The organism is Sphingomonas sp. GW822-FHT03G08 (assembly GCF_058801135.1).
This window is the reverse complement of record NZ_JBXAMZ010000001.1, coordinates 877,231-901,120: the sequence shown is the minus strand read 5'-3', so window position 1 is coordinate 901,120 and position 23,890 is coordinate 877,231. Positions and strand designations below refer to the sequence as shown.

Below are 23,890 nucleotides of genomic sequence, written 5' to 3'. Positions count from 1 at the left end.
CGTCCCCCAATAGCCCGGAGACGAGCATAGCGCGGGCGCGCGCATCGGCCTAGGCTGGCGCACATGACCGCACCGCTCTTCCACCTTGCCATTCCCGTCGACGATATCGAGGCGGCGCGCGCCTTCTATGGCGGCACGCTCGGCTGCCCGCAGGGGCGCGAGGATCCGGGCCACTGGATCGACTTCGATTTCCGCGGCCACCAGCTCGTCGTCCACAAGGCTGAAGGAGCCGGGGTGAGGGCGCGGAACGCGGTGGACGGCGATGCCGTGCCGGTGCCGCATTTCGGGCTGGTGCTCGGCTGGGCGGAATGGGAGGCGCTGGCAGAGCGGCTGCGCGCGGCGGGGACCGAGTTCGTGATCGAGCCGCATGTCCGCTTCGTCGGCAAGCCGGGCGAGCAGGCGACGATGTTCTTCTTCGATCCCGCCGGCAATGCGCTGGAGTTCAAGGCGTTCCGGGATCTGGGGCAGCTGTTCGCGGTTTGATGTAGTCACCCAAATGCTCGTCACCCTGAACTTGTTTCAGGGTCCAACCCTCCACTGGCGACGGCTTCGGTTGGGGAGGTTTGGATGCTGAAACAAGTTCAGCATGACGGAGGTAAGGGCGCTCTCCACCTACCGCTGATACTTGTCCTTCTTGCGCTTGCCGAACAGCATGCCGCGTTCCAGCCGCTGGCACAGCGCGGTGTAATAGGCCTCGAGGAAGGCGTGGTCGCCGCCGCCATCATCTTCCATGCCCAGCCGCTCGCGGATCGTGCGGGCGACGACGATCATCGAATATTCGTCGTTCCGCCGCAGCACTTCCTCCAGCTTCTGCAGCTCGAACTCGCCATAGACGCTGAGCTGGGCGTCGCTGAAGCTGTAGCGCGCCTCCTCGGACACGACGCGCGCGGCGACGCTGTTGCTCAGCGTCCGGCGTGGCATGCGGACCACCCAGGTGCCGGCGATCAGGTCGCCCACGCGCAGCCGGTCGCGGTTGAAGAAGGGGAAGAAGGCGAAGATGCCGGTCCAGAGCAGCCCGAACAGGCCGGTGGCGAAGCTCGCCATGCCCTGCGCGCTCTGATAGCCGAGGAAGGAGAGCGGCAGGAACAGCTCCAGCTCGCGCATCGCGTTGCGGGCGACGATCTGGTGCCCGCGCAGCCGCGCGCCGTCGCGCGACACCACCCGCATCTTCATCAGCCGCTTGCCCGGGGTAGCGGCGCGCGGGCCGAGCTCGAACGCGGCGAAATAGCCGTTCCGGAGCGCGAAGAAGCCGAGCAGCCAGACCATGATCAGCGCCTGGGCAAGCACGGCGCCGGTGCCGGCAAGGATGAACAGCAGCGCGATGGTGAACAGCACCAGCGTCAGCACGATCAGCACCAGGTCCATCATGAACGCGCCGATGCGCTCGCCCACCGTGGCGATGTCGAGCTTCAGGTCCACCCCTTCGGGCGTGACGAAGGTGCGGCGATTCCTGTCCTGGTCGTGCCCCTTGCCGGACGCCGTGCGAACCTCAGCCATCCAGCGCCTCGCCGCGTACGGGGATCAGGTAGAAATAGGCGAGCCAGCCGAGCAATGCCGTGCCGCCGATCGCGACGCGGATCACGTCCGAAGTGATGACCTGGCGCCCGACGCCTTCGAGCACGCCGGCGACGGCGAGCATCAGCACCACGCCGATCATGGCGAAGGCGGCGGTGCGGCCGGCCTTGGCAGTGGCGGCGGTGCGCGAAAGCTTGCCGGGAAAGGCGAGGGCCATGCCGATGCGGATGCCGGCGGCACCGGCGATGGCGATGGCGAACAGTTCGGTGGTGCCATGGATCGCCAGCCAGGCGGAGAGGGGCAGGGCAAGGCCCTTTGACGCGAACACCGCCATGAATGCCCCGAGAATGCAGCCGTTATAGACGAGCAGCAGCAATGTCGGCACGCCGAACGCGAAGCCGAGCGCGAAGCACATCAGCGAGATCTGGGCGTTGTGCGTGAAGAGATAGGTGGCGAAGGCGCCGAGCAGGCCGGAGCCGCCGCCGTCATACAGGCCCTGGCGCAGCTCGGCCGCGCTCGATTGCGGGCCGCGGCCGCCGGCAAGCCCCTCGGGCACGATCGAATGGTACCAGCTCGGATCGCTGGCGACGAGGCAATAGGCGGCGACCGCGCCCAGGGCCATCATCAGCACCGCGATCAGCGTTTCGCGCGCGATCGACCGCATCGCCAGCGGCCAGCCCGAGAGGAAGAAGGCGGCGATGCGCCGGCGGAGTGGTGGCTGGACGCCGTAGAGGACGAAATAGGCGCGGGCGCACAGCGCCTCCAGATAGGCGACCAGATCGGCGTCGAGCGAAGTCTCGCGCGCGACCGAAAGCGAGGAGAGGGCGGCGCGATACAGCACCGGCAGCTCGAGCAGGTCCTCGTCCGACAAGGTACGGGCGCGGCCGCGCTCGATCTCCAGGATGCGCTGCTCCAGCTCCAGCCAGTCGACCGTGCGCTCCTCGCGGAAGCGCGCGCTGGCGAACTGCCTCGATGCGGCGCTGCTCACAGCAGGTTCCTCCGCTTGAAATCGAGATACTGGCGGACCAGCGCAGCGCCGACCTGGTCGTGCTTCGCCTCCAGCACATGTATGCCGGCATGGCGCAGCCGCGCGGCGACGATCCGGCGTTCGCGCAGCATCGAGGCGGCGATCACCGCGCGCGAGACATCGTCAATCGCCACCGGCTCGGTACCGGCCAGGTCTTCCAACTCGTCATCGGCGAGGATCACGAACAGCACGAGATGGCCGCGCAGCAGGTTGGTGGCGGCGCGGATCATCAGCTCGGCGCCGGTGGGATCGGTGAATTCGGTGAAGATCACCACCAGCGAACGCCGGGTAAGGTCGCCCGCCAGGGTGGCAAGGGCGAGCGTGTAGTTGGTCTCGACACTGCTGTAGTCGAGCTGCCCGGCGAGGCGCTGCATCAGCGGGAAGGCGCGGGTGCCTGAGACTGCGCCCGAGGCGACGCGGGGTTGGGAGTCGAAGCCGAACAGCGCCACCCGGTCGCCGAGCTTGAGCGCGGCATAGGCGCCGAGCAACGCGGCGGTGATCGCGCGGTCGACGCGGGGCAGGCCGTCGATCGGCTCGCACATCACTCGGCCGGTATCGATCGCGAAGACGACCTGGTTGTTGCGCTCGATCCGGTTCTCGCGCGCCAGCAGCTTGAGGTGGCGGGCGCTGTGGTTCCAGTCGATCGTCCGACGCTCCATGCCGGATTTCCACTCGGCCAGCGCCTCGAACTCGCTGCCTTCGCCGCGATCGACGCGGGCCATCTCGCCCATCTGGGCATCGCGGAGCAGCAGGTGCGCCGAGTTGCGCACCGGGCGGATATCGGGCGTTATCACCACCGTCCGGTCGAGCTTTTCGACGCGCTGGCGCCAGATCATGCCGAACGGGCCGGTCCAGCGGCTCCACAGCGCCTCGACCTTGTCGGTGCCGCGGCGCACGGGGAGGAAGGCGATCGCGGCGTGGTTCTCGCGCTTGCCCAGGCGGATGCGACCTTCGGCGCGCGGTGCGAGCTTCGGGCCGGTCGCCACGGCGAGCTCCAGCCCGTCGATCGGCCGGTCCGCCACGGTGATTTCGACGATCAGCGGCGCGCCGATCTCGATCGACCCCGGGCAGCTCGTCCTCAGCAACGGTGCGCGCGGTGCCAGCGCCGCGTCGATCGCGGCGAAGGCGAGGATCATCGGCACCCAGGCCAGCCCGGCAAACCAGAACTGCGGCGCGAACACGCCGACGAGCAGCGCTAGCGGCGCCCCCGCGGCCATCAGCAGCACGCAGCGGATGCTGGGTCGGATCAACGCGGTGCCTCGACCTGCTCGATCAGGCCGGCGATGATCGCATCGGCGGTGCGCCCGTCGATCTCGGCGGCGGGGGAGAGGATCACGCGGTGGCGCAGCGCCGCCGGGGCGAGCTTCTTCACATCGTCGGGCAGCACGAAATCGCGCCCGTCGAGCGCGGCATGGGCGCGGGCGGCGGCTGCCAGGGTGGCGGCGGCGCGTGGGCTGGCGCCGATCTGCAGGTCGCCGGTCGCGCGGGTCGCGCGGACGAGGCGGACGACATAGTCGACCACTTCATCGGCAAGCCGGGCACCGGCCACCGCATCCGCTGCGGCGCTGATCGTGGCGTGATCGGCGACCCGGCTCACGCCCCATTCGTCGGGCTTGGGCATGCCGAAACGTGCACCTTGCTGGGCGACGATCCTGCGCTCCTGCTCCAGGTCGGGATAGCCGACCTCGAACTTGAACAGGAAGCGATCGAGCTGTGCCTCGGGCAGCGGATAGACGCCCTGGCTCTCGATCGGGTTTTGCGTCGCGACCACCATGAACCGGTCGGAGAGCTTGTGGTCGATCCCGTCGATCGTGACGGTGCGCTCCTGCATCGCCTCGAGCAGCGCCGCCTGCGTCTTGGGCGGGGTGCGGTTGATCTCGTCGGCGAGCAGCAGCTCGGTGAAGATCGGGCCGCGGGTCAGCGTGAACTGGCTGGTCTGGAAGTTGAACAGGTTCGAGCCCAGGATGTCGCCAGGCAGCAGGTCCGGCGTGAACTGGATGCGGCCATAGTCGAGCCCCGCCGCGCGGGCGAAGCACTGGGCGAGGAAGGTCTTGGCGGTGCCCGGCGGGCCTTCGAGCAGGATATGGCCCGAGGCGAACAGCGCGACGAGCATCAGCTCCACCGCCTCGTCGAGCCCGACCACGGCCTTGCCCACTTCGGCGCGGATCGCATCGCCCAGCGCCTTCACTTCCTCAATGTTCACGCGTGACGGTCCTTTTCCATTGATAGAGGGCGTGGGCGGCATCGAGCAGCGCGCGCGTGTCCTGGGCATGGCTCGCCCGTTCGGCCATGGCGGTGAAGGGCTCGCCGTCCTTGTCGAGCCGATCGAGATAGCGGTCGAGCGCTTCGGGCGGCAGGTTGGGCGGCGCGCCGGTGGCGCCGGCGGCGCTGTCACGGATCAGCGCGGCATAGCGGTCGCCGGTGCGGTGGCGGCGGCCCGCGAGGCGGAGCAGCGCCGCGCCGTTCTCGGCGATCGCCCGCTTGCCGAAGGCGACGCCGCGCAGCTCTGGCAAGGCCGGGCCGAAGCGCAGCAGCGCGTGCCAGCCGGCGAGCAGCGCGGCGACCAGCAGGCACAGGGTCAGCGGCAGGAACGGCGCCTCGAAGGCGAGCTTGAGCAGGTTCGGATTGCTGGAGAAGCCGTGCAGGGTGAGGTCGAAGGCGATGCCGCGCTGGCCGTCATCGAACCAGTCGAGCACTTCCATCGCGCGTGCCGCCCCGGCCAGGGTCTTCAGACCCTGATTGTCGAGCAGGTCGGGATCCGCGACGATCAGCGTCGGCTGATCCTTCATGGTGACGACCAGTGCCTTGCCGCCGCTGTCCTCGAGCACCGGTTCCAGCCCTGCGCCGCTCAGGGTGCGCAGGCCGTTCGGGGTTTCCGAGATGCTGGCGCTCGTGACCTTCGCGATCTGTTGCGAGACCGTCCCGGTCGGGATCGTGCCGAAGGACGTCACCCAGGCGGGCTTGTCGCGCCGCGGCATGGTCAGCCATTTCGGCAGGACCAGGATCGTCGGCTGGCTCGCGCGGCGCTTGATCAGCTTCTCGACCGTTTCCGGATCGGTGGTCGGCTCCAGCGTGATCACCAGCGTGTCGGAGGTATCGAGATCGCCGTCGCGCCGCACCATGCGCGCCGATCCGTGCACCTGCCGCACCAGCTCCGCCGCGCCGAAGAAGCCGATCGCCGAAGTGGCGAGCGCGTGGTTGCCCGGGCGCTGGCTCGGCTGCAGGTCCTCGCCATAGGCGGTCATCAGCAGGAACGACAGGAAGCCGACCACGCCCAGCGCGACCAGCACCAGCACGGTGCGCATCGTGAAGGGCGAGGCGGTGGTGTCGGCGCTCATTTCCAGGCCTTTGGCAGCGCGAACTCGCCATAGGCGGCGCGCGCCTCTTCCCAGTCGCTGCGTATCAGGCTGAGGCCGCCGAACAGGCTGCGCTCGACCGGCGCCGCCATCGCGGCAAAGGCCCGGCGAACGATCTCGGGCATCCAGTCCGATCCGGCGATCTCGCGGCTGGTGAGGGCGGGGCGCAGCAGCCGCGGGCGGTGCCGCTGGATATCCTCCAGGCTGCGCTGAAGCAGCAGATGGACCGCTTCCGCATAGTTGCCGCGCCCGGCCAGCGCCTCGGCCTCGGCCAGCAGCGCGCGGGCCGCGGTCTCGGTCGGGCGCCAGCTCGCGGCGTCCTGCGCTGTCTCGGCCTGGGCATCGCGCGAGGCGCGGCCGCGCACGAAGGTGGTGAACAGCATGAACAGGAAGATCGCGAGGAGGAGCAGCAGCACGCCCAGCAGGATCCAGCCCAGATAGGGCGAAACCTCGGCCAGCTGCCGCCCCAGCCAGCGCATCCAGGGCGGAATCTCGGGCGGCTTGGCCGTCGCCATCTCGAACTGGATATCGGATCGCGCCCGCAGCGCCTCATGCGCCCTGGCGACGGACTGTGCAGCCGGTCCCTGTACGCTCACGCCGAATCCCCCACGCTCGTAGTGCTACCGGAAGCCTGTGTCGCAGGAAAGCCCGCCGACACTGGACTTTAGAACCGTTTTTGGTCAGCTTTTCTCCGGCGTCGAAGCACTTCGATGAAAGAGGGGAACATGGCTGACTCTGAATTTGGTGAAGCGCGTTTCGAGATCGGCGCGGTCATATCGCGCGCGTTCGAGACGATCGGATCGAATATCGTGCTGTTCTGCGGGCTCGCGCTCGTGCTGGCCGGCATTCCGCAATTCCTGCTGGGCTTCTGGCAGGCGACCAATATCGGCCTGAACGCCAATCTGGTCGACGGCTCCTATTTCTTCACGTCCGCCTATTGGACGCCGATCCTGGTCGCCATGCTGGTCGGCGTCGTGGCCAATGCGATTCTCCAGGCCTCGCTCACCCGCGCGACGGTGATGAGCCTGTCGGGGGAAACCCCGCAGTTCGGCCCGTGCCTGGCGGTCGGTATCAGCCTGATCCTGCCGATGATCGGCATCGGCATTCTCATGGGCATCGGCCTGATCGTCGGCTTCGCGCTGCTGATCGTGCCCGGCATCATCCTCTGGCTGGTCTGGAGCGTCGTCACCCCGGCCTATGTCCAGGAGAAGATCGGCGTCTTCGAGGCATTCAGCCGCAGCGCCGCGCTGACCAGCGGTTCGCGCTGGCGGATCTTCCTGACGATGCTGATCGTCCTCGTCCTGATCTGGGTGCTCAGCATCCCGGTGAGCTTCCTCAACGCCGCGATGACCGCGACGGGCAACCTCTTCCTGGTCGCCCTGGTCGGGGGTGCGGTGAATGCGCTCTACAGCATGCTGATGGTGGCGGTGCAGGCCAGCATCTATGTCGAGCTGCGCCAGCTCAAGGAAGGCATCGCGCCTTCCGATCTCGAGGCGATCTTCGCCTGACCCGTTCGGCGCCGGCGCGGGACCGTCCCGCGCCGGCGCCAACCGGCAAGCCTCAGAAGCTGAGGCTCAGCGTGGCGCGGCCGCCATGCTCGTGCACGCCCGCTCCCTGCACGCCGCTATAGCCGAGCCGCAGGCTGAGCTTGTCGCTGACATCGACGATCAGGTTCAGGTTCGCCACCGCCGAGAAGCGATCGATCTCCGCCGAGCGGATGTTGAACGCCAGGTTGGGCGTAGCCGCCAGCGCGATCGCCGGATCGGGCGCACGGTCGCCGAAGGCGGTGCGCAGGCCGATATTGCCGCCCAGCCGGACGCTGCCCTTGCCGCCGCCCGCCAGCGCCGTCTCGCCGCGCAGGCCCAGTTCACCGATGCCAAGCACGCTCTTCTGATCATGGACCAGCAGCGCCACCGGGCCGCTGCTCTCGGCGAACTGGCCGAAGGTCACCCGCGTCGCGCTGCCCGCCAGATAGGGCTCGACGAACGCATTCCCGCCAGCATCGATGCGGTAGCTGATCTCGGCGAAGCTCTGCAGCATTACGCCGCGGGCCTTGCCGCGCTCGCTGGTGGTCAGGCCGGGCACCGCGATCGCGCGCCGCGCCTTCATGTCGAGCAGCGACAGCGAGGCGCCGGCGCGGATCCGCCAGTTGTTCACCGCAACACCGGCATAGACGCCGCCGCCGGTGCGATCGATCGTCGCCCGGCTGCCGCGCGCATTCGCGGGCAGGGTGATGCGGGTATAATGGCCCATCACGCCGGCGCGCCACGATCCGGTGTCGGTCTCCGCGCCATTGTCGATGCCCATCATCATGCCGGTGCGATCGACGTCATAGCCGGCGGCATTGCCGTCGCTGTCGACGCCACCCCAGCTGCCGATCACCTGGCCCCAGCTGCCGGTGCCGGTGAGCCCGGTATCGGCGGCTTCGCCGAGCCGTCCCAGCACCGCCTCACGCACTACCCGCTCGTCCTCGAGCGCGGCGCGCGTCGCATCGGCGTAGATCTCGCCGGAAAGCTGGTCGAGCACGGCGGGGATCGCCGCGGGGGAGAGGCTGTACAGCGCGCTGAGCGCCGTCGGATCATAGCCGCCGGTGACGACCGCGGCATCGAGCCGGCTGATCGCGCTTGCATGGTTATAGGTCAGCGGAACGCCGGTGCCGAGCACTGCGGAAAGCTGGTTCGCGGCGAGGAACAGCTGCACCTCATTGGCGGTGTAGATAATCCTCGGCCGATAGGCGAGGCCGAAGCTGGCGAGGTTGGTCACCGCGAAGGTGCCGCTGACGCCGGCATCGGCATGGAGCAGCACATAGGTGCTGTTGATCGCATAGCTGCCGCCCAGGTTGAGCACCTGCAGCGTGCCGCCGAGCTGGGCGGTGCCCGTCGCCTGCACCTTGTCGGCACCGCTCGCCTGGACTTCGGCCGCGAAGAGCGAGCCGGCCTGGAACAGCACATTGCCCGCGACGTTGAGCGTGCCGACCCCGTTGCCCGGCGCCAGCGTGCCGCCGCTCTGCACCGTGATGCCGCCGACCGTGCCGGTGCCAACCAGCGTGGCGCCGCTTGAGACGGTGACGAGCGAGCGGGTGAGCAGTCCGTTCACCGCCAGCGTGCCGGCCAGCACATTGCTCGCGCCGCTAAAGGTCGCGCTGTTGCCGGTAAGCGTCAGCGTGCCCGTGCCGGTCTTCTCGAACAGCCCCGCGCCGGACAGGCTGCCGGCATAGGTGCCGGCACCGGTCTGGGCGAACTCGAGCGCGCCGTCGATCCGGATCGCGCCCTGGAGCGAGGCGACGTCGCCGCGCAGCCGGCCGGCCGAGACGAGCGTGCCGCCGCTATAGCTGTTGGCCCCGGTAAGGGTGGTGGTGCCGCTGCCCGCCTGGACGAAGCCGCCGGTGCCCGACATCACATTGGCCAGCGTCACCGCGTCGCTGCGGCTGATCGCGAGCACGCCGTTGTTGGTGATCGCGCCGGCAAGCGAGCCGGTGGTGCCGCCATTGCCGATCTGCAGCGTGCCGCCCGAGATCGTCGTGCCGCCCGTCTGCGTCGCGGCGCCGGTGAGGACGAGCGTGCCGGTGCCGGTCTTGGTCAGGCTGCCCGCGCCCGCGATCGTGCCGGCGAAGGACGAGTTGCCGTTGCCCGCGCCGATGCTGAGCGTGCCGCTGCCCAGGGTGATCGCGCCCGAACCGGTCAGCGTGCCGACCGATGTGCCAAAGCCGGCCAGGTTGAAGCTGCCCGCGGCGGCCTGCTGCAGCGCCGCGATCGAGGTCGCGCCGCTCAGGCTGATCGTGCCGTTGTTGACGATGCCGGCGCCGATCGTGCCCGTCAGCGTCGCGGTGCCGTTGTTGAGCAGCCCACCGGCGAGTGTGCCGGTGCTGGTCAGGGTGCCGGCGTTGGTGACGAGCCCGGCGACCGTGCCGCTATTGCTGAACGTCGTGTTGTTCTGGACCGCGCCCGATAACGTGCCGGTGTTGGTCAGTGTGCCCGTATTGGTGACGGCCCCCGCAACGGTGCCGGCGTTGTTGAACGTCGCATTGTTCTGGACCGCCCCGGCCAGCGAACCGCCCGCGGTCAGCATAAGGGTGCCGGCGGAGACGGTGGTGACGCCGGCATAGCTGTTTGCGCCGCCCAGGCTGAGTGTGCCGGTGCCTGTCTTGGTCAGACCGCCCGTACCGGAGATGGTGGCGTTGATCGTGGCGCCGATCCCGGTTGCGACGTCGATCACCGAGAAGCCACCGGTCGTCGCCAGCCCTGCGGCTGCCGTCGCGCCGCTGATCGTATAGCCGCCGGTGGTGAAGCGCAGTTCCTGGAAGACCTGGCTGCCCTGGACAGTGACGGCGCCGCCGGCCGTGCCGCCGAATACCGCGACCTGGCCGTGCCAGCTGTCGTTGACGCCATAGCCGGTCGGCGCGGTCCAGTTGGTGCTGGTGCTGCTCCACACGCCCGCGCCGCCATTGCCTCCGCTCGCGGCGGAGCTGCCGGTCAGGTCGCTGCCATCCCAATATTGGATCGCCTGCGGGCTGCTGGCGAACAGGATGTTTACCTGGCCGCCGATATTGGTGAGCAGCGTGCTGCTATAGCCGCCCGGCAGCGCGCCGAAGAGCAGGCCGTTGTCGGTCAGCGTGCCGCCATAGTTGAACAGTCGGTAATAGCCTTCGCCGAACCCGGTCAGCGCCGCGACGTTGAGCGTGCCGTCGAGCGTCAGGTTGCCGCCGACATTGACCAGGTCGTTATTGGCGCCGCCCACGGTGCCGGCTTCGCCCAGCTCGAAGTTGAGGATGGTGCCGGCGCCGAGGGTCAGGTTGCCGGCGATGCTGAGCGTGCCCGGGCTGTTGCCGGGATTCAGCGAGGCGGCCCCCAGGGTCACGTCGCCATGGAAGGTGCCGCCGCCGCCCAGCGTGCCGCCGTTCAGCGTCAGGCTGGCAGTGTTGCCCGTCACGTCGCCGAAATCGCCATTGAGCACCAGTTTGCCGGCATCCACGGAGACCGTGCCGGTGAAGTCGCTGCCCGCCGCGTTCGAGCCGGAGAGAGTTACCGAGGCGCCGCCGGCGGTGTTGACGCCGATATGCCCGTTGCCCGAGATCACGCCGGCATAGCTGTAGTTCGCGCCGTTGGTGAAGTTGATCGTCGCGCTGCTGTCGGCCAGGACGAGGTTGCCGGTGCCGAGCGTCCCGCTCGCCAGGTTCACCGTGGCGCCGGCGCCGATCTGGGTGCCGGCATGGCTGTTGGCGCCGGTCAGCGTGAAGCTGGCGCTGCCCGCGCCCGATACCCCGAAGCTGACACTGCCGCCGGTGATTGGCCCGCCCAGTACCGTGCTCGATCCGCCCACACCCTCAAGCGTCGCGGTCCCGGAGACGATGGCGATGCTATTCGCCAGCGTCACGGCGCCCGCCTGGACGTTGCGCAGCGCGGTGCCGTCGGACAATTCGACGCCGCCGCCGCCGAGCGACTGGCCGTTGTTGAAGCCGATCGTGCCGCCGAGAACCTGGGTACCGCCGCCATAGGCGCTGGCGCCCGTCAGCGTCACCACGCCACTGTCGTTCTTGGTCAGCTTGCCGGTGCCGGTAATGCTGTTGGCGAAGACGCGGTCGGTCGCACCGCTGAGGTCCAGCGTGGCATTGTTCGAAATCGCGCCGCTGCCGATCGTGCCCGACAGCGAGAGCGTGCCGCCGCTGATCGACGTCGTGCCGCCATAGTTGCTTGCGCCGCCCAGCGTCAGCGTGCCGGTGCCGGTCTTGGTCAGACCGCCGCTGCCGTTGATCGCGCCTTCGAAGCTCCAGTTGCCGTTGCCGCCGTCCACCGTCAGGCGGCCGCTGCCGAGGTCGATCTCGCCGGTGCCGGCAAGGCCGCCGACCTGGGTATCGATGCCGGCGAGGTCGAAGGTGGCGCCGGTCCCGCCCTCGTAACGGGTGATGCCGGTAACCGCCGCGGTCAGCGTTGCGCTGGCGCCGGTGCCCAGATTGAGCAGCGCTCCGTTCAGCTGGCCTTCGAGCTGCATCGTCCCGAAGTTGCTGAGGTCGCCGTTGATGATGCCGGCGCTGGTGAAGCTGGCGAAGTTCTGGACCGCGCCGTTGATGGTGCCGGTGGCGTAGTTGGTGGCCGTGCCGCCCAGCGAGATCAGCGGACCCATCGTGCCGTAATTGTCGATAGTGCCGAAATTCTGGGTGGTACCGTTGATCGTTCCGACGGCGCCATTGGTCACCGTGCCGAAGTTCTGCAGGGTAGCATGGGCATTGATCATGCCGCTGTTCTCGACCGTCGCGAGGTTCTGGACCTGGTCAACGCCGAAATTGCCGGTGCCGGTGATCTGGAGCGTGCCGGCATTGATCTGGGTGAAGGACTTCAGAGCGCCTCCGCCGTTGCCCAGCGCCACGGTGCCGCTCACGGTCAGCGTGCCGATGCCATTCTTGATGAGGGTGGATTCGCTGCCGTCGGCGCCCGTCATCGTGCCGCTGAAGATGGTCGAGCTGTTGTCGTAGCCCGTCTCGAGCTGGCCGCCGCCGAGCAGGATCGCGCCCGCGCCGGCGATCGATCCGGACTTGGTGTCGAAGCCGGCCAGGTCGAGCGTCGCGCCCGACTGGACGTTGAGCGCGGATTGCTGGGCGATCGCGTTGTTGGCGCCCAGCCGCAGCGTGCCCGCCGCGACATCGGTCGCGCCTTCATAGCTGTTGGCCGCCGAGAGGATCAGCGTGCCGGTGCCGGTCTTGTCGAGGCCCGCATTGCCCTGGATCACCACGCCGATATCGGCGGTGATCCCGCTCGCGACGTCGATGATCGAGAAGCCGCCGGTCACGCCCAGCCTTGCGCTGGCGTCGGAGGGGCGCAGCACATAGCCGTCGGTGACGAAGCGCAGTTCCTCGAAATCCGCGTTGCCGAAGACGGTGACCGTGCCGCCCGCGGCGCCGCCGAACACGCCGACCTGGCCCTGCCAGGCGTCGTTGATCGCGAAGCCGGTCGGGCCGGTCCAGTTGGTGTTCGCGCCCTTCCAGTTGCCCGTGCCGCCCGCCACGCCGGTGGTCGAGCCCATGTCGGCGCCGTCCCAGTACTGGATGGCCTGCGACCCGCCCAGGCGGATGTTCACCTGGCCGCCGATATTGGTCAGGATCTGCGGGGCGAGCCCGCCGGCGATCGTGCCGATGTCCAGCCCCTGGTCGTCCAGGTTGCCGCCATAGTTGAACAGCCGGTAATAGCCCGGCCCATAGCCCGCGCCCCAGGCGGCGACGTTGAGCGTGCCGTCGAGCCGCAGGTTGCCGCCGACGGTGACGAGGTCGTTGCTCGCTCCGCCCACCGTGCCCGGCGCGCCGAGCTCGAAGTTGAGGATCGTGCCCGCGCCCAGCGTCAGATTGCCGGCGATCGCCAGCGTGCCCGGGCTGTTGCCAGGGTTGAGCGCGGCATTGTCGATGTCCACGCTGCCATGGAAGCTGCCGCTGCCCCCCAGCGCGCCGCCGGCGATGCTGAGCGTGGCGCCGTTGCCGACCATGTCGCCGATAGCGCCGTTCAGCACCAGCGTGCCTTGGAGCAGGTTCAGCGTCCCGGTGAAGTTCTCCGCCGCGCTGTTCGAGCCGGTCAGCGTCACCTTCGCCGCCGCGTCCGGATCGATGTCGACGATCCCGCTGCCGACGATCCTGCCGCCGAAGCCATAGTCGCTGCTGTTCTCGAAGCGGACCCTAGCCGGCGAGCCCGGATCCGAAGGCGCCGCGTCGAAGACGAGGTCGCCGGTGCCCAGCGTGCCGCCCGCCAGCACCAGCTCGACATTGGCGCCGATCCGGGTGGCGCCATAGCTGTTCGCGTTGGTCAGCGTGAAGGTGCTCGCGGCGCCCGGGCTGCTGCCCGCGCTGAAGCTGACATCGCCGCCGCTGATCGCGCCGGTCAGGTCGATGTCGCCGCCGTCGCCGCTGATCGTCGCGGTGCCGCCAGGCGCGACCTGGATCGCATTGCCCACCGTCAGCAGCCCGCAGCCGCAGCTCAGCAGCGTCGTGCCGTCGGCCAGCTTGATCGTGCCGGTGCCCGCCGCGAAGTCGCTGCCCAGCCCGAGCGTACCGGCGATGACGTTGATCCCGCCGCTGCCGGTGCCTTCCTCCGGGAAGTCGACGAGCAGCAGCGTGCCCGAGCCGGTCTTGGTCAGCTCGCCCTGGAAATCCACCCCGCCGAACGCCTCGAGCGTATAGGCGCCGGTATCGATCGTGCCACCGCCCGAGAGGATCGCCATGCTGCCGGCATAGCTGTCCTCGAGCAGCTTCACCTGCGCGCCATTGTCGATCTCGAGCAGCTCGCTGGCGCCCAGCGCGAACTGGGTGATCGCCAGCGTGCCGCCCTGGACCGAGACGGTGCCCGCGAACGGCCCGTAGCTGCCGTTGAGATTGTCGCCGCTCAGCGTCAGCGTGTTCGCGCCCAGCTTGGTGATCCGCCCGTCGCCGGCGATCTCCTGCGCGACGGTGATGTCGTCGGAGCGGTTGAACACCAGCTGGCCCATGTTGAAGACCGTGCCGGCGCCCAGCGCGCCGCTGGTGCCGCCATCGCCCACCTGCAGGATGCCGTCGGGATTGAGGATCACCGTGCCGCCGGCATTGCTGTTGTTGCCGGTCAGGATCAGCGTGCCGCTGCCGAACTGGCCGATCAGGCCGTCGCCCGAAACCTCCGCCGCCAGCGTGACCGTGTCCGATCGGTCGAACGCCAGCATCGCCAGGTCCTCGACCGTGATGCTGCCGGTGCCGAGCGTGCCGGTGGTGCCGCCATCGCCGACGACCAGCGTCGCCAGCGTGCCCACCACGGTGTCGCCATAGCTGTTGTCCGCGGTCAGGGTGATGGTGCCGCCGCCGCTGCTGTCGGCGAAGCGGATACCGCCGCCGGTCAGCGGGCCGTCGAGATAGGTCTGGCCGCCGCCGCTGTCGATCGTCGCCGTGGTGATGACGTTTATGGCATTGGCCAGGGCCAGCCCGCAGCCACAGCTGCCGGCGTTGAGCAGGGTGGTCCCGCTGGCCAGCTCGATCGAGCCGGTGCCCGCCGCGAAGTCGTCGCCCAGGCCCAGCGTGCCGGCGGAGACCAGGGTCGTGCCGGTATAGCTGTTGGCTGCGGTCAGGATCAGCGTGCCCGCGCCGATCTTCTCGAAGCCGCGACTCTGCAGGTCCTCGTAGATCGCGCCGCTCTGGGTGGCGACATCGGCGCCGAGTACTTCGAACTGGGTGGTGTCGGAGCCGAGCCCGATCGCCGTGCCATTGTCGACGCCGTCGGCATAGCTGATCACCGATCCGGCGGTGAAGATCGTATTGCTCGTGCCGCCGGCCGCGCCGCTCTCGCCGATCACCAGCCGGCCGGCCAGGGTGATGCCGCCGGTCAGTGCGTTGTTGCCGAGCAGCGTCAGCGTGCCGCTCGGGTCGATCGTCAGCATGACATCGGAGTCGATCGAATTGCCCGTGCTGCCGAACGTTACCGTCTGGCCGGCGCCGACATTCAGGCTGCCGGTGCCGGAAGCGGCGATCGTGCCGTTGCCGCTGCCCAGGCGGGCGAGGTTGAAGGCGATATCGCCGACATCGAGCGTGCCGCCGTCGAGCAGGATGCTGCCGTTGCCAAAGGCATTGGCGCTGCCAAGCAGCAGCGTGCCCGCGCTGATCGTGGTGTTGCCGAGATAGTTGCTGTTGCCGCTCAGGGTCAGCATGCCGGCGCCCAGCTTGGTCAGGGTGCCGGTGCCGCCGATAGCGTTGCCGACGGTGATGTCATCGGCCCGGTTGAAGACCAGGTTGCCGGAATTGGAGACATTGCCGGATCCAAGCGAGCCGGTGGTGCCGCCATCGCCGACCTGGAGGGTGCCGCTGGTGATGGTGGTGGTGCCCAGATAGCTGTTGTCGCCGGTCAGGATCGCCGTGCCGCCATTCGTCTTCCGCACGTCTCCGGAACCGCTGATTTCGTTCGAGACGGTCACCGTGTCCGACCGTCCGAATACCAGCAGGCCGTTATTGGTGACGTTGCCGCTGCCCAGCGTTCCCGAAGTCGTGACCCCCACCCGCAGCTGCGAGTTGCTGTCGATCGTGGTCGCGCCGTAGCTGTTGGTGTTGAGCAGCGCGACCAGGCCGGAGATCGTCAGGTCGCCGCCGCCGGTGACCGCGCCGTTGAAAGCGGCGCCGGCGCTTGTGTTGCCGTTGATGGTCGCGCTCTCGCCGGCGTCGATCCGGATCGCATTGGCGTAATAGGGCGTGCCGCTCGTCACCAGATTGCGAAGCGTGGTGCCGTCGCGGAGCCAGATCGTGCCCGTGCCGGCCGCCGTGGCGTTGTTGAGCGCCAGCGTGCCGGCGTCGACGATCGTCCCGCCCGTATAATTGTTCCCGCTGTTGCCGAGCGTCAGCGTGTTCGTGCCGAGCTTGCGCAACTGGCCGTCGCCGGTGATCTGGTGGGCGACGGTGATGTTGTCGGAGCGGTTGAAGGCCAGCTCGGCGCCGCTGGAAATGCTGACCAGCCCGCTGCCGAGCACGCCGGTGGTGCCGCCATTGCCCATCGTCAGCGTGCCGCCGCGGATTTCGGTGCCGCCGGCATAGCTGTTGTTGCCGCTCAGCGTCAGGTTGCCGATGCTGCTCTTGATCAGCTTGCCGACACCGGAAATGTCGTTGGACAGCGTCTGGTTGTTGCCCTGCACGAATTCCAGGCTGGTCCCGGCGATCTCGATGCCGCCGACCAGGCCCCAGCCGCTGGCGAGCGCGATCTGGTTGACCCCGCCCAGTCGCATCGCAAGCGCGCGCGTAACGCCGTTGCCATTGAGGCCGCCACTGATCGTGGCATGAAGGACAATGGCCACATCGCTGCCGACCAGGCCGATTCCGCCCGCACCGTTCTGGCCGACCGCGCAGCAGCCGGCGGCCGAGAAGCCACCGCGCACGCCGCCATTGCCGCCAGTGATCGCGCCACTGATCGAGGCGGTGGCGCCGGTGCCGGTGAACACCAGGCCATAGCCGCCATCACCGCCGCTGCCGCCATAGAAATAGCCGCCGCCGCCATCGCCGCCATTGCCGCCGGTGATCGCATAGTTGAAGAATATCGTGCCGGTACCGGTCGCCACCGCGCCATAGCCGCCCGCACCGCCGCCGCCGCCGTCGCCATCGCTCGAGGTGCCGCCCGCGCCGCCCTTGCCGCCGCTCACTGCCGAGCCTGGTGCGCCGGAAAGATAGGCGCCATGCGCGCCGCCGCCGCCGCCGCTCGCGCGGCTTCCGATGCCGCCACCCACGCCGTCGCCGCCCGCTGCGCCGGCGGTGGCGCCGCCTGCGCCACCCAGGCCGCCATCCGAAGCGTTGCCGCCATTTCCGCCGGTCACGCCGGCACCGCCGCCGGCGGCGCCCTCATAGCTTTCGCTGGTGCCCGCGCCGGCACCGCCCGCGCCGGTGCTGCTGCTGGTGCCACCGATTGGTCCAGGCGCGCTGTTGCCCTGGCCGCCGCCGCCGCCGCGCGTATCCTGCGCCATCGCGGGCACCGCGAGGAGGATGGTCGCGGCCAGGCCGCCGGCCAGCGCCGTCGCGCTGCGATAGCGTCCCGGACGGACGCCCTTGCGCGATTTCCGCCCCGCGATGCTCAGGATCCCGGACGACTCGATGCTGCTGGCCATGAAAATTCCCCCTTTCAGGGAGCCATTACCCACGGCGAACAGGAGTCAATACGCCATATGGGGGTGAGTCGAGGGCGCCGTGCCGCACCCATGGCCGGCACGGCGCTCAAGTTATTGGAACCACGCGCACATCTTGGACGGCTTGGCGTCACGTTTGCGGTGCGGGTTTTCGCGACGTCCTTGATTTTCCGGGCAGAAGTCAGAGCAGCCCGAGCAGGTGCAGCGCGATGCCCGCCGCCGATGTCGCCGCCAGCGTCACGATGACGCCGGCCCGCAGCACGAACACCCCCACGATCGCCGCACCGGCCAGCACCAGCGCCCACAGATCGATGCTCGCGGCCACGGGTGCGGCGAAGCGGATCGGCCCAAGCTCGACCGGCAGCGTCTGGCGGAACAGCGTGTGGATCGCGAACCAGATGGCAAGGTTGAGCACCACGCCCACCACCGCCGCCGTGATCGCCGAAAGCGCGCCCGATACGGCCGCGTTGCCGCGCAGCCGCTCGATATAGGGCGCCCCCAGGAAGATCCACAGGAAGCAGGGCAGGAAGGTCACCCAGGTCGCGAGCAGCCCGCCCAGCGTGCCGGCGAGCAGCGGAGAGAGCACGCCCGGTGTGCGATAGGCGCCGAGGAAGCCGACGAACTGCAGCACCATGATCAGCGGCCCCGGCGTGGTCTCGGCCATGCCGAGCCCGTCGAGCATCTCGCCCGGGGTGAGCCAGTGATATTCCTCCACTGCCTGCTGCGCGACATAGGCGAGCACCGCATAGGCGCCGCCGAACGTTGCCACCGCCATCTTCGAGAAGAAGATCGCGATGCTGGAGAAGGTGTTGGTCGGCCCGAGCAGCAGCACCAGCGCGGCGACCGGCACCAGCCATAGCAGCAGGCAGGTCACCACCGTCCGCAACGTCTCGCGCCACGAGGCATGGGCGTGTGCCGGCAGTTCCTCGCCCAGCAGGGTATCGGCATCCGCGACCACGGCACCTCCTTTCGGCCCGCCATGCCCGCCGCCCTTGAACGCATTCGAACCGCTGCGCCCGGTCCACCAGCCGATCAGGCCGGCGGCGAGGATGATGAGTGGGAAGGGCACGCCCAGGAAGAAGATCAGGACGAAGGCGGCGCCCGCCAGCGCCCGTGACGCGCCGCTGCGCAGCGCCCGTCCGCCGATCCGGACGACCGCCTGGAGCACCACCGCCAGCACTGCGGCCTTCAATCCGAAGAACAGCGCCGCGACGAAGCCGAGCTTGCCGTACAGGACATAGATCCAGCTCAGCGCCATGATCGAGACCATGCCCGGCAGCACGAAAAGCGTGCCGGCGATCACGCCGCCCTTCGTCTTGTGGAGCAGCCAGCCGATATAGGTGGCGAGCTGCTGCGCCTCGGGGCCGGGCAGCAGCATGCAATAGTTGAGCGCGTGCAGGAATCGCTGCTCGCCGATCCAGCGTTTCTCCTCGACCAGGATGCGGTGCATCACCGCGATCTGCCCGGCCGGTCCGCCAAAGGAGAGCGCTGCGATCCGCAGCCACACCCAGAAGGCCTGGCCAAGCGTGACGGGAGCAGGTCGGGCCGGGGCTGCGGCCCCGTCGAGAGCCGCCGCGCTCATGCCTGCACCGCGCGCGGCTTGTGCGAGGTCCAGTCGTGCGTTTCCGATCGCGCGTCGCGGCACCAGCGGTAGAGCGCGTCGTAGATCGGCATGCCGGCCTCGAGCTGCTCCAGGTCGTCGGCATGGACGCGGGAGAGGCCGAGCGAGAGGGCGAGCAGGCCGGCTGCCTCGGGCACGATGTCGGGCCGGGCGGTGTCGGCGCCGCGCACGATCGTCGCCAGATGTTCGAGTGCGGGGAAGGCCGTGAGGCCGAAGGTCTCGACCATCAGGTCGAAGGTGCAGCGCTCGCCGCGATGGCTCCAGAACACCTCGTCATGCGCCACGTCGAAGGCGGCGGCGTCGAAGCGCCGGGCGGTCTCGATCACGTCGCCGGGGGCGACGAACAGGAAGCGTGCGGCGGGGTCGACGAAGCGCCGGATCAGCCAGGGGCAGGCGATGCGGTCGACCTTGGGCCGCGCGCGGGTGACCCAGAGCGTCCGGCCCTGGGCGTCGCGCCCCGGGAGCCGCTCGGTCGCGAGCAGGGGCAGGGTGGCGGCCTGCCAGGCGGCGAAACCGCCTTCCAGAATCTCGGCATCGATCCCGTCGCTGCGCAGCCAGGCGGCCAGGCCGGGCGCGGTGCGCGTGCCGTCCTCGTCGATGATGATTGCGGCGCGGCCGGTCAGGCGGGCGGTCCATTCTCCGATCGCGCCGGCGGGGACGGGAAGGGAGGCGGGTATCAGCGTGGTGCCGCGATCCTCGCGCAGGTCGAGGAGCATTGGGGCGGCGGCGGTGCCGATCAGGCGTGACAGCTTGTCAGCGGCTATGCTGTTGGGCGTGGGCATGGGGCGTCCTTCATTGCGGAACAGGACGCGATGCTTCGGCTGACGCCTCGTGGGGAGATCGCGTTCCCCATGGCTCGAAAAGAGCCCAGCGGGCTGGCGCTGTCAAGCGGCGGCGCGAGGGTTGGGCGGGACGGATCGAGGCGGAGGGGCACGTGTAAGTAAGACTACCAATCGCCATATGTTCGGTGCTCGCCTTAGGCTCGTGTGGCGTATCGGGACCGGTTTGGTGCATTGCCCTGTTCGCCACCTCCCCGAAGGCTGATATGGTAACCGGGCGCGGGAATCGCGCGAAGCCCGTTGCAGTGTCGAACCCGCTAGCTAGGCGCAGGTTGTAATGACGTCGTCGCGGAAGAAGAACATGCCGCCGCTGCTCCTGATCGAGGATGATGCCTCGGTGCGCCGGGGGCTGCAGCTCATGCTCCAGGGCGCGGGATATCAGGTCATCGCCTTCGCCAGCGCCGCCGCCGCGCTCGCCGATCCCGTATCGGTCGAGGCAACACATCTCGTGGTCGATTATTCAATGCCCTACTGTGACGGTATCGAATCCCTCCGCACGCTCCAGGAGAGGGGTTGGGACGGCGTTGCGGTGCTGATCACCGCGCATTTTTCCGAAAGCCTGCGAAGCGAAGCGATCTCCGCCGGTTTCGTCGAAGTGCTGCCCAAGCCGTTTCGCGATGACGTACTGCTCGAGGAACTAGCCCGAGTCGTCGAGCCGATAGTCTAACTGCGTCCCATTTCGCGGCATCGGGCGCGGGATTTGATGTGTCCGTATAGTTTCCAAACCATTTCCGACCAATTTCTTTCGTGCTATCGACATCCGACCCGCTGAACGAGGGAACCCACTATCGGGTGTGGCTCGGGCGCTTCAGCGGCGGAGATTGCGGTGGCCGGTGCCCCAAGCACATCGGCGCGCGACCTCGCTGCCGCCTATGGTCTGGCGGTAGGCTCGGTCGTAGTCGCCACGCTTCTGCGCTGGGCCCTCGAGCCCTGGCTGAACGGTCACGGACATTATCTGCTCTATGCGGTGGCGGTGCTCGTCACCGGTGCCTTTGCCGGCTCGGGGCCCGCGCTGGCAGCCGCCCTCGCATCGGTGGCGGCGGTTGCCCTGATGGGCTGGGCAAGCGGCGAGGCCGCCATTCTCGAGCGAGTCGTCTTCCTGTTCGCCTGCTCGGTCATCATCCTCGTCGTATCCTATATCATGCGCCTGCAATGGCGGTTGCGCGCCAGCGAGCAAGTCGCGGAACGCCGGGCAAACCGCGCGCATGACCTGGCGGAGACGCTGAACCTGCTGATCGACGGTGCCGAGGGATATGGCATCTACATGCTCGATCCGGATGGGCGGATAACGATCTGGAACAAGGCGGCCGAACGGCTGAAGGGCTGGAGCGAGCGCGAAGTCGTCGGCAGGCACTGCTCGATTTTCTACCCAGACACGGCGCTGGCGCTCGACAAGCCGCAGCATGACCTCGATCGCGCCCGCGCCGAGGGTTGCCTGGAGGAGGAGGACTGGTGCGTTCGCAAGAACGGCTCGGAATTCCTCGCCCACACCATGCTTACGCCGCTCTATGACGAGCAAGGTGCGCTGCGGGGCTTTGCGAAGGTCGTTCGCGACGTGACCGAGCAACGCGCGGCGGAACGGCATCTCCAGGCGAGCGCGGCGCAGTTCCGCTCCATCCTGGCGGCGGTGCCCGATGCGATGGTGGTGATCAACGAGACGGGCAAGATCCTGTCGTTCAGCGCCGCGGCGGAGAAACTCTTCGGCGTGTGCGAGGCCGACGTCGTCGGTTCAAACGTCAGCCGGCTGATGCCGGCTCCGGACCGCGATCGGCACGACGACTATCTTCGGCGATATCTCGAGACGGGCGAGGCCCGGATGATCGGGGTCGGCGGGATCGTGCTGGGGCAGCGCCACGACGGGACGACCTTCCCGATGGACCTGTCGGTCGGCGAGGCCACGTCAGAGGGCGGCCGGGTCTTCATCGGTTTCATCCGCGACCTTACGGAGAAGGTTGCGGACGAGGAGCGGATCGAGGCGCTGCGTTCCGAGCTGGTCCATGCCGCACGCGTGAGCGCGATGGGCACCATGGCATCCACGCTGGCCCATGAACTGAACCAGCCGATAACCGCCGTGGTCACCTTCGTGCGCGGCGCCCGGAACATGCTGCGCGACGGCAATGCCGAGGACCGGGAGACGATAGAGGAAGGGCTGGACGAAGCGTTCGAGGAAGCGCTTCGGGCTGGCAGCATCGTACGTCGGCTGCGCGAGTTCGTTGCGCGCGGCGAGGTCGAGAAGTCGATCGAGGCGCTTTCCGCACTGGTCGAGGACGCTTCCGAACTCGCGCTGATCGGCGCGCGGGAAAGGGGCGTGGAGGCGAGCTTCCGGCTGGACCTGTCGGTGGACAGCGTCCTCGTCGATCGCATCCAGATCCAGCAGGTGCTGATCAATCTCATGCGCAATGCCATCGAGGCGATGATCGGGGCGCCCCGGCGCTCGCTCACCATATCGACCGCGCCCGACGATCCCGGCTTCGTCCGCGTTACCGTCGCCGATACCGGGCCCGGGGTTCCGCCGGGGATCGCCGAGAATCTGTTCCGCGCCTTCCACAGCACCAAGAGCAGTGGAATGGGGCTGGGGCTGTCGATCTGCCGGACGATCGTCGAAGCCAATGGCGGACGCATCTGGCTGGAGCCGGACAGCGGCGACGGCGCCCGTTTTCATTTCACCCTTGTTCGTGCTGATGCGGAGTCCCTGGAATGAGCGACAAACCGTTGGTCCATGTCATCGATGACGAAGAAAGCGTGCGCCGGGGCGCCAAGTTCTTCCTGAGCGCCTCCGGCTATGCGGTTCGCGTATGGGCGTCCGGCATCGCCTTCCTGAAAGAGGTTCGCCATGTCGAGCCCGGCTGCATCCTGCTTGATATCCGCATGCCTGAAATGGACGGCATCGAGGTGCAGCAGCAGCTCGGCGCGCGCGGCGTGACGATGCCTGTCATCGTGCTGACCGGCCATGGCGACGTGTCGGTGGCGGTGAAGGCGATGAAGGCGGGCGCCGTCGATTTCCTCGAAAAGCCCTTCGACACCGATGCGCTTCTCGACGCGATCGGCCGGGCTTTCGACCGGATCACGGCAGGCAAGGACATCAGTGCCCGGGTCGCCGAGGCCGGCGTGGTGCTCGGTATCCTGAGCTGCCGCGAGCGCGAGGTGCTCGAGCGGCTGGCGCAGGGGCTGCCCAACAAGACGATCGCGTTCGACCTCGGCATAAGCTGCCGCACCGTCGAGGTGCATCGCGCCAACATCATGGCCAAGCTGCATGCGCGCAGCCTGTCGGAAGCGCTTCGGATCGCCTTCGCGGCCGGAATGGGCCAGGGGCGGCCGGTGCTCGCCGCAGCTCCCAGAGCGTAGCAACCCGGCCACACCGCTCCCGAAACCCGCAGAACCACGCCGTTACGCACCCGATGCGTCGGGTTACTGATGCCCGGTTTAACCGGACATCAACCGCTTTGGGTGGAGAAAGAACCGTTCTGGCGGGAGTTCTTCATCATGCAGTACAACAACAGCGTTTCTTCCTTCGTGCGCCGGGTTGGCGCAGCGGCCGCTTTCGGCGCGCTGATCGCGGCGACGCCGGCGGCCTTTGCCGATCCGTCGCAGGACGGCTACCGGCTGACGGTCAGCGGCTATGTGCCGGTTGTCTGCCGCGCGAACCTTGACAATTCGGTTGCCGCGTCGAGCGGCAACCAGGTCGATCTCGGCACGCTGCACGAATTCTGCAACAGCGCGAATGGCTATCAGGTGACGGTCGATCACTCGCCCGAGCTGGCCGGCGCCACCCTGATGATCGACGGCACTGCCGTGCGCCTCTCCGACGCCGGTTCGACGGTCATCTCGGGTGCCGCGCAGCCGGGCATCGCAGCGCACAAGGTGTCGCTGGTCACCGAGAACGGCCAGGCCAACGGCACGCTGTCGATCCGCGTTACGGCGCTCTGATCCAGCCCGG

At 68.5% G+C, this 23,890-nt stretch carries 15 protein-coding genes; 6 read left to right on the top strand and 9 right to left on the bottom strand.

The features are described from left to right. The first annotated feature begins 63 nt into the window (after positions 1–63). Positions 64–483 (top strand): VOC family protein, encoded by a 420-nt coding sequence (locus AC1RJ5_RS03875; protein WP_269575022.1) that lies wholly within the window; start codon positions 64–66, stop codon positions 481–483. Positions 484–612: 129 nt separating this feature from the next. Here AC1RJ5_RS03875 and AC1RJ5_RS03870 read toward each other — a convergent pair whose 3' ends face one another. Genes AC1RJ5_RS03870 through AC1RJ5_RS03845 form a run of 6 tightly spaced genes read right to left on the bottom strand, consistent with a single transcriptional unit; the run spans position 613 to position 6,494 of the window. Then, on the bottom strand, positions 613–1,497 hold the full coding sequence (locus tag AC1RJ5_RS03870) for an RDD family protein (RefSeq protein ID WP_184167025.1): 885 nt from the start codon (positions 1,495–1,497) through the stop codon (positions 613–615). Next, complete coding sequence (locus AC1RJ5_RS03865) at positions 1,490–2,503, bottom strand: stage II sporulation protein M (RefSeq protein WP_184167022.1); 1,014 nt, start codon at positions 2,501–2,503, stop codon at positions 1,490–1,492. The genes AC1RJ5_RS03870 and AC1RJ5_RS03865 overlap by 8 nt, the downstream gene beginning before the upstream one ends. Further along, on the bottom strand, positions 2,500–3,792 hold the full coding sequence (locus AC1RJ5_RS03860) for a DUF58 domain-containing protein (protein WP_493111815.1): 1,293 nt from the start codon (positions 3,790–3,792) through the stop codon (positions 2,500–2,502). The genes AC1RJ5_RS03865 and AC1RJ5_RS03860 overlap by 4 nt, the downstream gene beginning before the upstream one ends. Next, positions 3,789–4,745 (bottom strand): AAA family ATPase, encoded by a 957-nt coding sequence (locus tag AC1RJ5_RS03855; protein ID WP_269575024.1) that lies wholly within the window; start codon positions 4,743–4,745, stop codon positions 3,789–3,791. The genes AC1RJ5_RS03860 and AC1RJ5_RS03855 overlap by 4 nt, the downstream gene beginning before the upstream one ends. Further along, positions 4,735–5,880 carry a hypothetical protein gene (locus AC1RJ5_RS03850; RefSeq protein ID WP_493111813.1) on the bottom strand — a complete coding sequence of 382 codons (1,146 nt, stop codon included), beginning with the start codon at positions 5,878–5,880 and terminating at the stop codon, positions 4,735–4,737. Before AC1RJ5_RS03850 ends, AC1RJ5_RS03855 begins: the two co-directional genes overlap by 11 nt. Next, positions 5,877–6,494, bottom strand: coding sequence for a DUF4129 domain-containing protein (locus tag AC1RJ5_RS03845; RefSeq protein WP_493111811.1), 618 nt, complete (start codon positions 6,492–6,494; stop codon positions 5,877–5,879). Before AC1RJ5_RS03845 ends, AC1RJ5_RS03850 begins: the two co-directional genes overlap by 4 nt. A gap of 129 nt (positions 6,495–6,623) precedes the next feature. Between AC1RJ5_RS03845 and AC1RJ5_RS03840 the strand changes: the two genes are divergently transcribed. After that, the gene (locus tag AC1RJ5_RS03840) at positions 6,624–7,406 is read left to right on the top strand and encodes a DUF7847 domain-containing protein (protein ID WP_269575027.1); all 783 of its coding nucleotides are present in this window, start codon (positions 6,624–6,626) and stop codon (positions 7,404–7,406) included. A 52-nt stretch (positions 7,407–7,458) separates the two neighbouring features. Here AC1RJ5_RS03840 and AC1RJ5_RS03835 read toward each other — a convergent pair whose 3' ends face one another. From AC1RJ5_RS03835 to AC1RJ5_RS03825, 3 genes are all read right to left on the bottom strand, one after another. Continuing rightward, positions 7,459–17,475: an autotransporter-associated beta strand repeat-containing protein gene (locus AC1RJ5_RS03835; RefSeq protein WP_493111809.1), complete on the bottom strand. Its 10,017-nt coding sequence runs from the start codon at positions 17,473–17,475 to the stop codon at positions 7,459–7,461. A 199-nt stretch (positions 17,476–17,674) separates the two neighbouring features. Then, positions 17,675–19,075, bottom strand: coding sequence for a chromate efflux transporter (gene chrA, locus AC1RJ5_RS03830; protein WP_493111807.1), 1,401 nt, complete (start codon positions 19,073–19,075; stop codon positions 17,675–17,677). Beyond that, entirely contained in the window at positions 19,072–19,896 is an 825-nt protein-coding gene (locus AC1RJ5_RS03825; RefSeq protein ID WP_342250189.1) for a chromate resistance protein ChrB domain-containing protein, read from the bottom strand. Before AC1RJ5_RS03825 ends, chrA begins: the two co-directional genes overlap by 4 nt. 334 nt (positions 19,897–20,230) lie before the next feature. Between AC1RJ5_RS03825 and AC1RJ5_RS03820 the strand changes: the two genes are divergently transcribed. The 4 genes from AC1RJ5_RS03820 to AC1RJ5_RS03805 all read left to right on the top strand — a co-directional run bounded on the left by AC1RJ5_RS03820 (position 20,231) and on the right by AC1RJ5_RS03805 (position 23,880). Beyond that, entirely contained in the window at positions 20,231–20,620 is a 390-nt protein-coding gene (locus AC1RJ5_RS03820) for a response regulator (RefSeq protein ID WP_269575031.1), read from the top strand. 159 nt (positions 20,621–20,779) lie between these two features. Further along, positions 20,780–22,654, top strand: a complete 1,875-nt coding sequence (locus AC1RJ5_RS03815) for a PAS domain S-box protein (protein ID WP_269575032.1) — start codon at positions 20,780–20,782, stop codon at positions 22,652–22,654. Then, positions 22,651–23,298 (top strand): response regulator transcription factor, encoded by a 648-nt coding sequence (locus tag AC1RJ5_RS03810; protein ID WP_269575033.1) that lies wholly within the window; start codon positions 22,651–22,653, stop codon positions 23,296–23,298. Before AC1RJ5_RS03815 ends, AC1RJ5_RS03810 begins: the two co-directional genes overlap by 4 nt. Before the next feature lie 102 nt (positions 23,299–23,400). Next, positions 23,401–23,880 carry a hypothetical protein gene (locus AC1RJ5_RS03805; RefSeq protein WP_342250187.1) on the top strand — a complete coding sequence of 160 codons (480 nt, stop codon included), beginning with the start codon at positions 23,401–23,403 and terminating at the stop codon, positions 23,878–23,880. Positions 23,881–23,890: the final 10 nt, after the last annotated feature.